The sequence below is a fragment of the Actinomyces graevenitzii C83 genome, assembly GCF_000239695.1.
GTDB classification, from domain to species: Bacteria; Actinomycetota; Actinomycetes; order Actinomycetales; family Actinomycetaceae; genus Actinomyces; species Actinomyces graevenitzii.
In genome coordinates, this window is sequence record NZ_JH470338.1 from 331,071 (window position 1) to 345,803 (window position 14,733).

The window sequence follows — 14,733 nt, forward strand, 5'->3', positions numbered from 1 at the left end:
AGGCAGCTGGAAGATTGCGTCCGGCGCAAAAACCTATTCCTGAACCTAGTTTAATGCCGGTGGCCAAATACCTGCGGCCGCCCGCATTTAGCTACCCGCAGCGTACCTGGCCAGATAAGCAATTAACCCAGGCGCCACGGTGGCTGAGCACAGATTTGCGTGACGGTAATCAGGCTTTGGCTGAGCCTATGGATCTAAAACGCAAACAGCGTCTACTGCGCCTGCTAGTGGGCTTGGGTTTTAAAGAAATCGAGGTGGGTTTTCCCTCAGCCAGCGCCCTAGACTACGATTTTGTGCGCACTTTAGCAGCCCAGCCGCAGCTAATTCCAGACGTGAATGTAAGTGTGTTAACCCAGATCCGCCCCGATCTAATTGAGCGCACACTGCAAAGCCTTAAAGGACTTAAACGGGTTAACGTACATATCTATAACGCCACCTCACCGGTGTTTCGTAAACATGTTTTTGGGTTAACTAAAGCGGAAGTAAAAGCCCTGGCAGTAACTGGAGTTGAGCTGGTTTGCCAGGCTGCCGAGCGCTATTTGGATGACGATACGCATTTCGGTTTAGAGTATTCACCTGAAATGTTTAACGACACTGAGCCTGAATTTGCGCTGGAAGTGTGCAACGCAGTAATTGCCGCCTGGCAGCCGCAAAAGCGCGGGGAGTTAATTATTAACCTGCCTGCCACTGTGGAGCGCTGTAGCCCTAACGTATTTGCTGACCAGGTGCAGTGGTTAAACGATAATTTAGAGCAGCGTGAAAACGTATGTTTAAGCCTGCACCCCCACAATGATCGCGGTAGCGCTGTGGCCGCAGCTGAACTGGGTATGCGCGCCGGTGCCCAGCGTATTGAGGGGTGCCTGTTTGGCCAAGGCGAGCGCACCGGGAACGTAGATCTGGTGACTTTGGCGCTTAACCTTTACAGCCAGGGCATTGACCCCTGCTTGAAACTAAGCGACATTGACCGCGTACGCCACGAGTGTGAGGTAGTCACCCGCATGGAGGTAGGGCCGCGCAGTCCCTACGCGGGGGACCTGGTTTACACCTCTTTTTCCGGCTCCCACCAGGATGCTATCCGCAAGGTCATGATGGTGCGTAGCGCTGCGGTGACGCAGGCTGACGACGCCGCCGCAGTGGCTTGGCAGGTGCCGTATCTGCCGGTAGACCCTCACGACCTAGCCCGTTCCTACGAAGCGGTGGTGCGGGTTAACGCCCAATCAGGTAAAGCTGGGGTGGCCTACCTGATGCGCGCCCACTACCAGATGCGTCTACCTAAGCGGCTGCAAAAAGAGTTTTCTGCCCAGGTGCAGCGCTACGCCGACGGGGCTGGGGCAGAAATTGATGCCTACACTATCTGGCAGCTTTTCGTAGACCAATACCTACCCGCTGACACCCAGCTAATTGGGGTCACCGGTGAGCCCTCGCACAATCGCGCCGCTCTAACCCCAAAGTGGGGGCGCTTTGGGCTGCGTGGCTCGGCGGTGTCTTCAACTGATCGTGGCCAGGGCACTTTACTTACCGTAGAGCTTAGTGACACCACATTAAACGCTCCCAGGGTTATTAGTGCCCAAGGTAAAGGACCCCTAGAGGCTCTAGCTAATGCGCTAGCCTCACTTGGGGTTAATGTGCAGGTGCTTAACTACAGTCAGCATTCCCTAGGTAAAGGCGCCCACTCACGGGCCGTTACCTATATTGAATGCGAAGTAAATGGGGTCCCCTACTGGGGAGTGGGCATTGACCGATCCATTACTACCGCCTCCTTTAAAGCCGTGATTTCCGCTGTTAACCGCGCTTTGCGCGCTAAATAGGCAGAATCTGGCAAACTTTAACCGTGGCTAGCAAGCTCTATCGGGATGAAGCGGTAGTTTTACGCACCTACAAACTAGGTGAAGCTGACCGCCTGCTGGTGCTGCTGACCAGGCAGCACGGCCAAGTACGCGCCGTCGCCAAAGGCGTGGCCCGCACTAATTCAAGATTTGGTGGGCGCCTGCAGCCCTTTAATCTGGTTGATCTACAGCTGCACAAAGGCCGTAATCTAGACACTGTCACCCAGGTGCAAACTCTGGAGGCCTACGCCGGCCCCATTATGGCTAACTACAGTGCCTACACCTGCGCAGCCACCATGGCCGAAACCGCCCAGCGGCTAACTGAAGAAGTTAACGCCTACGAGGGAGCTAATTCCCAATATTTATTACTGGTAGGTGCGCTAAATGCACTAGCGCGCGCCCGCCACCCTAGCGGTTTAGTGCTGGACTCGTATTTGCTGCGTTCACTATCGCTTGCAGGCTGGGCCCCAAGCTGTTTTGACTGCGCTTTATGTGGGGCTAAGGGCCCGCATGAATATTTTTCGGTGCAAAATGGTGGGGCGCTATGCGACGCCTGCCGCCAACCTGGCTCAATTCATGTTGACAGTGAGGCTATGGTGCTACTGGGTGCTTTACTTAGTGGCGACTGGCCTACAGTCTATGCGTGTCCACAGCTAGTGCGTGGACAGGTTTCCGCTATCGTATCGGCCTACGTAACCTGGCACTTAGAGCGCCGGCTGGCTTCTCTATCCCTGGTAGAAAGAGCTTAAAATGCCCACCTACATTGACCCACCCAAGCACCCTAGTGGCGCCGTCGCCCCGCAGCTAGCTAAAGTCCCCGGCCATGTGGCCGTAGTTATGGACGGCAATGGGCGCTGGGCCAATGCACGCGGCCTGCCGCGCACTGAGGGACACAAAGTAGGGGAGGCCACCCTCATGGACGTGGCCGCCGGGGCAGTAGAGCTAGGCGTTAAAGAGCTAAGCGCATACGCATTTTCAACCGAAAACTGGCGTCGTTCTCCTGCCGAAGTGCGCTTCATTATGGGCTTTACTCGCACCGTGCTGCGCCAGCAGCGTGATGAGCTAAATTCCTGGGGCGTGCGCGTACGCTGGGTGGGACGCACCCCTAAGCTTTGGCGCAGTGTGCTTAGTGAGCTGCGGGCAGCTGAAGAGCTAACTAAAAACAATGACCGCATGATTTTGAATATGTGCATTAACTATGGTGGCCGCGCTGAAATAGCCGACGCCACCGCACGTATTGCGGCTGATGTGGCCGCCGGTAAGCTAAAAGCCTCCGGGATTAATGAGCGCACTATTTCGCGCTACCTATATGCCCCCTCCATGAGTGACGTGGACCTATTTATCCGTACCGGTGGCGAGCAGCGCACCTCTAACTTCCTTATGTGGCAGTCTGCCTATGCAGAACTGTATTTTTCAGATCTACCTTGGCCTGAGTTTGATCGACGCCAGCTATGGCAAGCTTGTGCCGACTACGCCGGCCGCGAGCGCCGCTTTGGTGGCGCCGTCGATAAGGTAGCTCAAGCCACGAACGTGCAGGCCAACCCCACTGACGGCGTGCACGAGGGTGAAAACCACTCCAGCTAGAGCCAAAGGCGGTTAAATTGGAACAGATGAGTAAGCAATCTAGTGCCGACGTGCCAGTAGTGAACATAGCTAACGCGCTGACCGTGGTGCGTTTAATTTTGGTGCCAGTATTTATTGTCATGGTGCTGCACGGTAACGACATGGGCATGCTGCTAGCCACGTTGGTGTTTACCGTGGCTGCGCTAACCGACAAGCTTGATGGCTACCTGGCGCGGCGCCTTAACCTGATCACTAACTTCGGTAAGTTAGCTGACCCCATTGCCGACAAGGCCCTTACCATGAGCGCGCTAGTGCTGCTCAGCTATCTGGGTCAGCTGTGGTGGTGGGTGACCATTGTGATTATTGTGCGCGAACTAGGGATCACCTTCATGCGCATGGCGATGGTGCGTAAAGGCGCGGTAATGGCGGCCTCTAAAGGCGGCAAGCTTAAAACCACACTGCAAATGGTGGCCATTGTTGGTTTGCTGATGCCCTGGCAGATGTTCCTGCCAGATGCTATTGCTAGTGGCCTGATTGCTACCGCGCTTTGCATCATGATGGTGGCTTTACTGGTTACCGTGGTGACCGGCGTCGACTATGTGCAGCAGGCAATTACCCTTAACCGCGCAAAGGAAGCTAAGTGACCTACAGTCAGCTGAGCACCTACGAACTAGCCCAAAGCTTGGTGGCCCGACTAACTCAAGCCGATTTAACCATTGCGGCAGCTGAATCACTCACTGGGGGACTGGTGTGCTCAGCATTAGTGGATGTACCCGGGGCCAGCGCGGTTTTACGCGGTAGCGTCACCGCCTACGCTACTGAACTAAAAGCTCAGGTTTTAGGGGTAGATGCTGCACGTTTGGCTAGCGTTGGTCCGGTAGATGCCCAGGTGGCCCAGGAAATGGCCGACGGCGTGGCGCAGCTTTTAGGGGCCGACGTCGCCGTGGCTACTACCGGCGTGGCAGGGCCGGGGCCAGCTGACGGACACGAGGCGGGCACCGTCTATATTGCGGCCATTGCCCCTTGGGGAAGCGTATGGCGCCTACTGGAGCTAGAGGGGCAGCGCTCGCAGGTGCGCACCCAAACTGTGCACCAGGTGTTGGTATTAGCTTTAGAACTGCTTGATCAGGCTTAACACTTAGGGTTTAGCGAAGCTAGCGGGAGTAAAAAACCTATAGCTATCCATTAGCTTCTCACAGCGAAAACATAGCCTGAGAGGGTTTACTTGACTATGAAGTTGATAGTTTAAGAAAAGAAGTTGAGACGTCAACCACTTTCCAGCTTCACGGAAATAATGGCCCTAGATGAATGGTTGGAGTAGACGTGAACAACAGTACCCACCCCCGCTCAAGCGTCCGTCCGGTTAACCGTGGCGTTTCGCGCCCTGGTGCCCCTATGCACTACCGTGGTGTTATGGATGCTTCGTTGAATGAACCCGTCCTGCTTCGCCGGGAAATTGGCGAGGTGCTGCGTGCCGTACGTCAGCACCAGGGGCGTACCCTACGTGAGGTTTCCGCTGAGGCGCGTGTCTCCCTGGGTTACCTATCCGAGGTAGAACGTGGCCAGAAGGAAGCTTCCTCTGAACTACTAGGCTCAATCTGTCAGGCTCTACAGGTGCCGCTATATGTGGTGCTACGTGAAGTGTCTGACCGTATCGCTCGCGCAGAGCGCTCCATGGTTCCCGACACTGTGCCCGATGAGTTGGTGCGCAGCCAGTCGGCACTAAGCCACTGATGAAAAACTCTGAGTTTACGCTGGCACTGGAAGAGGTTTTTGGCCCGGTTTTTGGTAACTCACTGGCCCAGGACCTAGTGCTTAGCCCCTGGGGGTTAAGCGCCAGTGCTGCGTTAGCTCAAGGAGTTGATCCGCGCGAAGTTTGGGATCGGCTATGCGATGAAATGCAGGTCAGCGAGACTCAGCGTTGGGTCTACCGGATGGATCCTAAACAACGCCGGCGCGCTAAGCGCTAAAACATAAATGGGTGCCCACTGGGCGCCCATTTTTTTGTGCACAGGTGGAAAAATGCTGCTAGCCAAAGTTGGCCTAGGTGGGCTGGTGGTGGCCATGGTCACGACCAACTAGTTATACAAAGATGCTTGGCTTTCGAACAAAGGTTCGGATATAGTTTTTCACAGACAACATTTCTTTGATGTCCCAGCCTGGTTATCCACAGGGGCTAAGAAATATGTCGCTGGTCGGACATAGCGTTGTTGGCAGGCTCTCGGAGAGGGAGCTGAAGTAAACAGACCAGCCCTATCCGCAAACTCGTAGAAGGTAGACCCATGGCCGCTAATCAGCCCCAGGATCGTGCTAAGGCGCTCTCGCTAGCATTGGCTCAGATTGATAAGAACTTCGGTAAAGGCTCTGTTATGCGCCTTGGTGATGACACGCGCCCGCCGGTAGCGGTTATCCCCACTGGTTCGGTGGCTTTGGATGTTGCCCTAGGTGTAGGCGGATTGCCGCGTGGACGCGTGGTAGAAATTTACGGCCCTGAGTCTTCCGGTAAGACCACCGTGGCCCTGCACGCAGTTGCTAACGCCCAAAAAGCTGGCGGTAACGCTGCCTTTATCGACGCCGAGCACGCCCTAGATCCTGAATATGCACGCAAGCTTGGTGTGGATGTAGATAACCTGCTGGTCTCTCAGCCAGATACGGGGGAGCAGGCCCTAGAAATTGCCGACATGCTGATCCGCTCTGGCGGCCTAGACATTATCGTGATCGACTCAGTGGCGGCCCTGGTGCCCAAAGCTGAGATCGACGGCGAAATGGGTGACTCTCATGTAGGTTTGCAGGCCCGCCTAATGAGCCAGGCGCTACGTAAGATCACCGGCGCCCTATCTGCCACCGGCACCACCGCCATCTTCATTAACCAGCTGCGTGAAAAGATCGGCGTGTTCTTCGGTTCACCCGAAACCACTACCGGTGGTAAAGCCCTTAAGTTCTATGCCTCGGTGCGTATCGACATTCGCCGTATTGGCGCCCTTAAAGATGGTGACCAAACCGTTGGTAACCGCACCAAGGTCAAGGTAGTTAAGAACAAGATGGCCCCGCCGTTTAAGGTAGCCGAGTTCGACATTCTTTACGGTGAGGGTATTTCACGTGAAGGTGGCCTGCTGGATCTGGGTGTAGACACTGGCGTGGTACGTAAATCTGGGGCCTGGTACACCTATGGCACAGATCAGCTAGGTCAGGGTAAAGAAAACTCGCGTAACTTCCTTAAAGACAACCCGCAGCTAGCAGCTGAGATTGAAGAAAAGATCCTAGCTGCCCTAGGTGTTGGGGAGCCTGGCCGCCGCGCCAAGGAACAGGCCGCTAAGGAACAGGCCGCTAAGGCTGCCCAGGCTGACGCAAACGAGCAGACTGAGCAGAGCGAGGAGGCCAAGACAGTGTCTAAAAAGCCTGCTGCCAAGGCTAAGCGCGGCAAAAAAGCTGAAGACGCCTTTGGTGAAGAGGGCGCCGGCTTCTAATGGTCTGGCTTGAAGCAGACGAACACACTATTGCATTCGAGGCGGCGCGAGACATTGCCTTGCGCCGCCTCGAGCGCTCCCTGGCGTGCCGCTCGCAAGTGCAGCAAGCTTTAGAGCGTAAACAGGTTGATCCAGACCTCATTGAACAGGTGCTAGATCGCCTAGAAGAAGTAGGTTTGCTTGATGACCTGGCCTACGCCCAAACCCTGGCCCGCACCCGGTTTCGTGAAAAATTTGCAGCCCGTCGCGCTATTGCTAGCGAGCTAAAAACTAAAGGCATCAGCGCGGCTAATATTGCCGCCGCTTTAGAACAAATTGATGACGCCGATGAGGCCCAGGCCGCGCTAGCCTTGGCCCGCAAAAAGGCTGCCACCCTAACTAATGTGGAGCCGGCAGTAGCTAAACGTAGGCTAGCTGGGGCTTTACAGCGCAAAGGCTACGGGCCAGCAGACACCTGGCATGCCATTGAAGTGGTTATGGGTGAGCAGCTAACAAACTAAAGCGTTGTTTGCGCTAAGGCTAGCCTTTTAGACTTAGCCCATGAGCGAGCCTACCGTTGATTTGCAAGCGCTAGCCCAAAAGGCTGGTATCGCCCCCGAATATGTAGTTCCCTACGGCCGCGAAGTGGCCAAAATTGAGTTAGGAGCCCTTGGCTCCAAAGAACAAAAAGCCCGCTATGTGGTAGTTACTGCCACTAGCCCCACGCCTTTTGGTGAAGGTAAAACCACCACCGCTATCGGCCTGGTGCAGGGCATGGCCAAGATTGACCGAAACGCAGTTTTGACTATTCGCCAGCCTGCCCAGGGCCCGGTATTTGGTATTAAGGGCGGGGCCACCGGTAACGGGGCCAGCCAGGTTGAGCCAGCCACCCTAATTAACCTGCACCTAACCGGTGACTTTCACGCCATCACGGCAGCTCACAACCTGCTAAGCGCGATCATTGACAACCACCTCTACCAGGGCAATGAGCTAGAAATTGAAGAGCGCTCGATTACCTGGCCCAGGGTTTTGGATGTAAATGACCGTGCCCTGCGCCATATTGTTACCGGCCTAGGTGGACGTATCGACGGGGTAACACGCCAGTCTTCCTTTGACATCACTCCTGCCAGTGAAGTCATGGTGATCATGTCCCTGGCTACCTCCCTAAAGGATCTACGCGAGCGCCTAGGACGCATCGTGATTGGCCGCTCTAAGTCGGGCAAGTGGATTACCGCTGAAGACCTACAGGCCGCCGGCGCCATGACTGCCCTGCTGCGTGACGCCTTGCAGCCTAACTTGCTGCGCACCAGCGAAAACACCCCGGTGCTGATCCACACCGGCCCCTTTGGGAACATTGCCACCGGCTGCTCTTCAGTAGTGGCCGACCTAATCGCCGCCCAACACGCTGATTATGTGGTAACCGAAGCGGGCTTTGGCGCCGATATGGGTGCTGAGCGTTTCTTTGACCTTAAGTGCGCGGTTTCTGGGCTACGTCCGCACGCAGCGGTGCTGGTAACCACGGTGCGTTCACTTAAGAGCCACTCGGGTAAGTTCAAGATTACCGCCGGTAAGGGCTTGCCTGAGCAGATGCTGGCCGAAAGCCCCCAGGATGTGCGCGCAGGCCAAGCTAACCTGCTCAAGCACATTGAGATTGTGCGCGGCTTTGGGATGGAGCCGGTGGTGGCTATCAACGTATTCCCCACCGACCACGAAAGCGAGCTGGCAGAAATCGAAGCCATTGCCCGCGAAGCTGGCGCCCGCGTGGCCCGCTCCTATGGTGTGGTACGCGGGGGAGAAGGCTGCATTGAACTGGCCCAGGCGGTTGAGCAGGCCTGCCAGGATAGCGAAGGTCAAAACCAGGCGCGCCCACTTTACGAACGCGAAGATGACCTAAAAACTAAGATCGCTAAGGTCGCCGCCATGTATGGCGCTGATGGTGTTGACTACACTCCGGCTGCCGCCAAGCTACTGGCCACCTACCAGGCTGAAGGCTTTGGTGAGCTAAACGTAGTGGTAGCTAAGACGCCTATGTCGCTTAGCGCTGACCCCAGCGTTAAGGGTGCTCCTACCGGCTGGCGCCTGCCCATTCGCGAGGTGCGCCTAGCGGCTGGGGCCGGGTATGTGTACGCCATTAGCGGCAATCTTTCCACTATGCCGGGCCTACCCTCCACGCCGGGAGCTGCCCGCATTGATGTAGACACCACTACCGGAGAGATCCACGGTCTACACTAACGCGCTTTGGGGGGTGGGTTAAACTGACGCCGATGAGCGTAAGTATTCCCACCCCCCGCACTTATCACGTACGTACACTGGGCTGCCAGATGAACGTACATGACTCTGAGCGTATGGCTGGTCTGCTTGAAAAGGCCGGCTACACCAAAGTTGAGGACCTACCTGAAATCGCCGCGCGCGCCACTAAGGCCGGTGACGGCGGTGCAGACGTGGTCATTATTAACACGTGTTCGGTGCGTGAAAACGCCGCTAACCGACTCTTTGGTAACCTCGGCCAGCTAGCTGAGGTCAAACGCAACCGCCCGGGGATGCAGATTGCCGTGGCCGGCTGCCTAGCCCAGCAGATGGGGCAGGGCATTATTGACCGGGCCCCCTGGGTGGATGTGGTGTTTGGTACCCACAATATTGACGTGCTGCCGGCACTGCTTGAACGTAGCCGCCACAACGCCGCAGCCGCCGTGGAGCTGGAAGAGTCACTGAAGGTTTTCCCCTCCACCCTACCTACCCGCCGTGAAAGCGTTTATGCAGGTTGGGTGTCTATCGCGGTGGGCTGCAACAACACCTGTACTTTCTGTATTGTGCCCTCACTGCGCGGTAAGCAGCGTGACAGGCGCCCAGGTGACATTCTGGCTGAAGTTGAGGCCCTGGCCGCCCAAGGCGCCGTCGAGGTTACTTTGCTGGGCCAAAACGTTAACTCCTATGGGGTTGGTTTTGGCGACCGTAAAGCTTTCGCTAAGCTGCTGCGCGCCGTGGGTAGCGTTGAGGGTATTGAGCGGGTGCGTTTTACCTCCCCGCACCCGGCTGCTTTTACCGACGACGTCATTGAAGCTATGGCCACCACCCCCACCGTGATGCCTAGCTTGCACATGCCACTGCAGTCAGGCTCTGACCGGGTACTGCGCGCTATGCGGCGCTCTTACCGCACTGAGCGGTTTATGGGCATCCTTGAGCGGGTACGTAAGGCTATTCCTGAGGCGGCCATTACCACCGACATTATTGTGGGTTTCCCGGGGGAAACTGAGGAAGATTTCCAGGCCACCCTCGACGTCGTCGAGCAAGCCCGCTTTGCCTCAGCCTTCACCTTTGAGTATTCCCCGCGCCCGGGCACGCCCGCAGCGGACCGTGAAGACCAGATTCCTCAAGAGGTTATGAAGGAGCGCTACGCCCGCCTAGATAAGCTGGTGCGCCGCATCACCCAGGAGGAAAACGAGGCTCAGGAAGGCAAAGTCGTTGAGGTGCTGGTAGCCCAGGGGGAGGGTCGTAAAGACCTGGCCACTGAGCGTGTTTCTGGTCGCGCCGCTGATAACCGCCTGGTGCATGTGGCCCTACCGCAGGGGGTTCATGCTGGTGATTACGACGCCGGCGCCCCACGTCCAGGTGACATGGTGCGTGCCCGGGTAACTCACGGCGCCCCCCATAACCTGATCGCTGACAGTGCCCTTGATGGTGGCCTATTCGAGGTGCGTCGCACTCGCGCTGGGGACGCTTGGCTTGAGGCTCAAAAGCACTCTGGGGCGCCTGAGCCTGACAGTGCCCCGGTGTCGCTAGGGATCCCCACGATTGGACGTCGCCCAGGACTGTAAAGCTTTAGAACCAAAGCTTTCAAAGCTTATGGCGTTAAGCCCGGGTGTTAAGGCCCGGGCTTAACACTACTTTTTAGCAAATAGATACACTTTGCGGCGTTTAGCTAAACGAGACTTGCGTTTAGCTAAAGCCTCATAAACCGGGGGAGAGGCCAGCAGCATCGGGATTGACATGGCAATCGCGCAGGCCGCCAGTGAGGCGGGCAGCATAGCGGTAGCCCCAGTCATCTCCGCAGTAAGCACCAGGCCGGTTACCGGCGCCTGCACTACGGCTGCGAAAAACGCGGCCATACAAACCACCGCTAGGCTGCCACCAACTGGCCCAAAGCCAAACAGGGTTTCCCCCAGGCGGGTAAGTAGTAGCCCTATGCCGGTGCCCACCACCAGCATGGGGGCGAAAATTCCACCCGGGGTGCCGGCGGCGTAGCAGATAGGGGCGGACACAATACGGATAGCTAGCATTAGCGCTACGCCCCCGAGCGTGCCCGCGCCTAGTAGGGCGGATTGGGTTAGGTTGTCGCCCCCACCCACCACGGTGGGGTAGAACCAGGCCAGCAGCCCAACCCCGGCACCCACAATCATGCAGCGCTTGGCGCGGCTAATACCGATACGGTCGGCAATGTTTAAAGTGGCCAAAATGTAGTGGGTGTAGGCGGTACCAGCCAGTCCACACACCAGCCCGGCCACCAGATACCAGGGAATATCGGTCAGGTTTGAGCCAGAGATAGGGCCGGTAACAAATTCCTGGTTAGTGTCAACCAGCATGCGGGCAGACAAAAAGCCACTGGCTGAGGCCAGTAGGGTGGCTATGGCATAGCGTGGGTTGAAAGTTTGCAGTAGTTCTTCAAGCACAAACACGCCGCCGGCAATTGGGGCGTTAAAAGCGGTGGCTAGTCCAGCGGCAGCTCCGGCCGCCATAAGCACCCGCAACTGGGCGCGCGTAGAGCCGATACCGCGAGCAATAAAAATCCCAACAGTGCCACCCATTTGCACCATGGGACCTTCACGCCCCAGCATCATGCCGCTACTAATGGCCAGCACCCCACCTAGGAACTTAATGGGCAGCACTCGGCGTCGGTTGGGCTCTGCCCTACCTTGCACCACTGCCTCAGTGCGGGGGATACCTGAGCCTTCAGCAGCTGGTTCTAGACGTGAAACCAAAAACCCAGCTAGCCCTGCCAAAGAGGCACAAACCAGCACCAGTACCGGTAAACCAACTAGGCCCTGGGAGTGTAGAAAACTAATCAGCCAGTTACGCCACTGGGCCCCATAGTTTAGACAAAGCCGAAAACTTCCCGCCACTGCCCCAGCTAGTAGCCCCACACAAATAGCGGCTACAAACAGGCTGAACAGGTCACGATTTTGATGCACCCGCGCACGTATCTGCGGCCCTAAATATAGTGGAGGTAATTCAGGCAGGTCATCTGGCTTTAAGGCCATCTAAATAGCTCCTGCGTGGTGATAACAATTAACTATGCAATGATACGCCTAAACGTTAGGGTGCATACGTGAGTGAGTCAATCGCCGTCGTCGGCCCCACCGCAACCGGCAAATCCCAGCTAGCCCTAAGCATTGCCCAGCACCTAGGCGGCGCCGACGCTGCCGAAATTATTAACGCTGATGCCTACCAGCTTTACAAAGGCATGGATATCGGCACCGCTAAACTCACCCCAGCTGAGCGAGGCGGCATCCCGCACCACCAGTTTGACGTGCTGGAAGTAGACCAGGAAGCCTCAGTGGCCGCCTACCAGCGCCACGCCCTAGCCGACGCCGCAGACATCACTAAACGCGGCAAACGAGTAATTTGGGTAGGCGGCTCAGGACTATATCTACGCGCAGTCACCGACGATTTCGTCTTCCCAGCTACCGACCCCAGCGTGCGTGAACGCTTTGAGGCCCGCTGGCAAAACGAAGGCGGCCAGCTACTTTACAGCGAACTTGAACGCCTAGACCCCCTAGCCGCCGCGCGCATCCAAGCCACTGACAGGCGCCGCGTAGTGCGGGCCCTAGAAGTAATCGAACTAACCGGCAAACCCTACTCAGCCTCCCTACCCACCTACCGCGACCGAGTACCCACAGTGCACCTTGCCTTACGGGTAGAACGCGAAAGCCTACGCCAAGCCATCGCTAGACGCACCCGCAAAATGTTTGACGCCGGCCTAATTGAAGAAACCCGCACCCTACTAGATAAAGGCCTGCGTAACTCGCCAACTGCCTCGCGCGCCATTGGCTACGCCCAAGCCATAGCGGTAATCGATGGCCAAATGAGCCAAGAGCAAGCCTGCGAGGCAGTAACACTGGCCACTAATCAGCTGGTAAGCCGGCAGCTCAAATGGTTTAGACGCGATCCACGGGTAAACTGGATAGACGTAGAACTAACTAAGCAGGGCTATCTTGAGCCCGCCCAGGCCCGTGCTGCCTACGCTAAGGCCTTTGCGCTTTTAGAAAGGTGAGCCATGTTTGACGCGCTGCATGAAGCTAACGCCGTAAAGGTTGAAGTAGCTGGCAAACGTGTACTGGTGCTCATTGACCCCTCCAAACAGCTACAGCTAAACACCACTGAGGTTGCGCTAGCCTGCTCGCCGCGCGCGCTAGGGGCCGACGCCCTAGTGCGCTGCTTATACACCCAGTACGTACCCGGCACTGCGCGACTACTAGAGTTAGCTCCCCAAGCCGAATGGTTCATTGAAGCCTACGCCCCTGACGGCGCCGTGCTAGATGTCAGCGGCGAATTGCTGGTAGCCAGCGCCTGCGCCCTGGTAGAACAAGCCCTGGTCAAAGCCCCCATCGACTTCGCCACCCGAGCAGGGGTGCGCAGCGTATCCAAACTAGACAATGTCTGGAGCGTGGCCGGCCAGCCCATTAACTACGCCCACCCAGCCCTAGCTGCCCAAGCAGGCATGGATAGCGCCGTTAACCTACAAGGCACCACCTACGGCTCACTTGGCCTACAAGTACCCCAAACACTTAACGTGGTAGCCCAAAGCGAGATAGACCAAAGCGCTCAAACCTTCAGCGGTGCAGGCGACTGGGCCCTACTAGTTAGCAGCCAAACCACCAACTACCTCACCCACATCTACACTCACCTAGTGCCCAACCAAGCACAAAACACCGCTAGCGCCCCCTGGCCCAGCCAGCTAGCCCTAGCCGCCGCCGGCGCCATGTACTGCTGGCTCAGCCCGCAGATAGCTGCGCTCGCGGATGTTTCTGTCGGTGACGTCGCCGAGACCAGCGCTGCGCCCGAGACTAGCGGCGCCTGCGAGACCAGCGCCGCGCCTAGTGATTACCTAGTGAAAATCGCTGACCATGACCTGGCTGTGCACCTAGACGGCAACCCCTTTGCTGGCGAGCGCGCCCTTATCAGTATGCGGGCCAATGTGGTGGCTCAAGCCATGCTGTTCTAGCGGCTGCTCTAGCACTAGGGGGCTAGCGGGTTACTTTAAAAACCCTAAAACCCTTAGAAGAAGCTGCCTTTTCAACCTGCCAGCCTTGGGCGCTCAGCCATTTAGCTAGCGAGTCCGCACCCAAGTTACGCTGCACCACCAGCCAGGCGGCGCCGTCGTCGGCCAAAAAAGCCAGCCACTTAAGCAGCAACTCATGCAGGGCCTGCTTACCGATACGCACCGGGGGATTAGACCAAATAGTGCGTAGCTTTAGGTCATTGTCTAGCAGATACTTTTCCAGCTGCTCAGGGGTAAAAGTGGCTACGCTATAGCCGGCAGTTTTAGCATTTTCGCTACTAAGCTCCAGGGCGCGAGTGTTGATATCAACCGCTAAAACTTCACTGTCACTGCCTTTAAGCGCATCACACAGCGCCAGGGTGATCGGCCCCCAACCACAGCCCACATCCAAAGCCAAACCCGCCTGCGGGTCGGGTACATGCGAAAGCAGCACCTGGGTACCCAAATCCACGCGGCCCCCACTAAAAACTCCCGAAGCGGTAGTCACCTGATGCTCAGTGCCGCGAATATTTAAAGTGCGTACATGCTTAGTTAGCTCCACCGCAGGGGTGGCAGAAAAGTAATGTTCCTGGCTCACAGCTAAACGCTATCCCACTGCGCTTGCTGCGTGGTACCGTCTGTG

15 protein-coding genes are annotated in these 14,733 nt (G+C 56.9%); 13 read left to right on the plus strand and 2 right to left on the minus strand.

Going from position 1 to position 14,733, the window contains the following annotated elements; genetic code table 11:
- Window positions 1-53 precede the first annotated feature (53 nt).
- The 11 genes from HMPREF0045_RS01485 to miaB all read left to right on the plus strand — a co-directional run bounded on the left by HMPREF0045_RS01485 (window position 54) and on the right by miaB (window position 10,650).
- Entirely contained in the window at window positions 54-1,808 is a 1,755-nt protein-coding gene (locus tag HMPREF0045_RS01485) for a 2-isopropylmalate synthase (RefSeq protein WP_155813068.1), read from the plus strand.
- 23 nt (window positions 1,809-1,831) lie between these two features.
- Window positions 1,832-2,575, plus strand: a complete 744-nt coding sequence (recO, locus tag HMPREF0045_RS01490; protein WP_005984827.1) for a DNA repair protein RecO — start codon at window positions 1,832-1,834, stop codon at window positions 2,573-2,575.
- A 1-nt stretch (window position 2,576) separates the two neighbouring features.
- Window positions 2,577-3,410 carry an isoprenyl transferase gene (locus tag HMPREF0045_RS01495; protein WP_005984828.1) on the plus strand — a complete coding sequence of 278 codons (834 nt, stop codon included), beginning with the start codon at window positions 2,577-2,579 and terminating at the stop codon, window positions 3,408-3,410.
- 26 nt (window positions 3,411-3,436) lie between these two features.
- The gene (gene pgsA, locus HMPREF0045_RS01500; protein WP_005984829.1) at window positions 3,437-4,033 is read left to right on the plus strand and encodes a CDP-diacylglycerol--glycerol-3-phosphate 3-phosphatidyltransferase; all 597 of its coding nucleotides are present in this window, start codon (window positions 3,437-3,439) and stop codon (window positions 4,031-4,033) included.
- Entirely contained in the window at window positions 4,030-4,524 is a 495-nt protein-coding gene (locus HMPREF0045_RS01505) for a CinA family protein (RefSeq protein WP_005984830.1), read from the plus strand. The genes pgsA and HMPREF0045_RS01505 overlap by 4 nt, the downstream gene beginning before the upstream one ends.
- A 188-nt stretch (window positions 4,525-4,712) precedes the next feature.
- Window positions 4,713-5,123: a helix-turn-helix domain-containing protein gene (locus tag HMPREF0045_RS01510; protein WP_005984831.1), complete on the plus strand. Its 411-nt coding sequence runs from the start codon at window positions 4,713-4,715 to the stop codon at window positions 5,121-5,123.
- A complete protein-coding gene (locus tag HMPREF0045_RS01515; RefSeq protein ID WP_005984832.1) occupies window positions 5,123-5,359 on the plus strand; it encodes a DUF3046 domain-containing protein in 237 nt (78 codons plus the stop codon). The genes HMPREF0045_RS01510 and HMPREF0045_RS01515 overlap by 1 nt, the downstream gene beginning before the upstream one ends.
- Window positions 5,360-5,671: 312 nt before the next feature.
- Window positions 5,672-6,856, plus strand: coding sequence for a recombinase RecA (gene recA, locus HMPREF0045_RS01520; RefSeq protein ID WP_005984833.1), 1,185 nt, complete (start codon window positions 5,672-5,674; stop codon window positions 6,854-6,856).
- Window positions 6,856-7,356, plus strand: coding sequence for a regulatory protein RecX (locus HMPREF0045_RS01525; protein WP_005984834.1), 501 nt, complete (start codon window positions 6,856-6,858; stop codon window positions 7,354-7,356). Before recA ends, HMPREF0045_RS01525 begins: the two co-directional genes overlap by 1 nt.
- Window positions 7,357-7,396: 40 nt before the next feature.
- Entirely contained in the window at window positions 7,397-9,067 is a 1,671-nt protein-coding gene (locus tag HMPREF0045_RS01530) for a formate--tetrahydrofolate ligase (RefSeq protein ID WP_005984835.1), read from the plus strand.
- A 32-nt stretch (window positions 9,068-9,099) separates the two neighbouring features.
- Entirely contained in the window at window positions 9,100-10,650 is a 1,551-nt protein-coding gene (gene miaB / locus HMPREF0045_RS01535) for a tRNA (N6-isopentenyl adenosine(37)-C2)-methylthiotransferase MiaB (protein ID WP_005984836.1), read from the plus strand.
- A 66-nt stretch (window positions 10,651-10,716) separates the two neighbouring features.
- Here the strand turns inward: miaB and HMPREF0045_RS01540 are convergent, their stop codons facing one another.
- Window positions 10,717-12,090: a ClC family H(+)/Cl(-) exchange transporter gene (locus HMPREF0045_RS01540; protein WP_005984837.1), complete on the minus strand. Its 1,374-nt coding sequence runs from the start codon at window positions 12,088-12,090 to the stop codon at window positions 10,717-10,719.
- A gap of 68 nt (window positions 12,091-12,158) precedes the next feature.
- On the opposite strand from HMPREF0045_RS01540, the gene miaA reads away from it, so the two are divergent.
- On the plus strand, window positions 12,159-13,103 hold the full coding sequence (miaA, locus tag HMPREF0045_RS01545; protein ID WP_005984839.1) for a tRNA (adenosine(37)-N6)-dimethylallyltransferase MiaA: 945 nt from the start codon (window positions 12,159-12,161) through the stop codon (window positions 13,101-13,103).
- A gap of 3 nt (window positions 13,104-13,106) precedes the next feature.
- Entirely contained in the window at window positions 13,107-14,054 is a 948-nt protein-coding gene (locus HMPREF0045_RS01550; protein ID WP_005984841.1) for a hypothetical protein, read from the plus strand.
- A gap of 22 nt (window positions 14,055-14,076) precedes the next feature.
- On the opposite strand, the gene HMPREF0045_RS01555 is transcribed toward HMPREF0045_RS01550, so the two are convergent.
- Window positions 14,077-14,688 (minus strand): class I SAM-dependent methyltransferase, encoded by a 612-nt coding sequence (locus HMPREF0045_RS01555; protein ID WP_005984843.1) that lies wholly within the window; start codon window positions 14,686-14,688, stop codon window positions 14,077-14,079.
- Window positions 14,689-14,733: the final 45 nt, after the last annotated feature.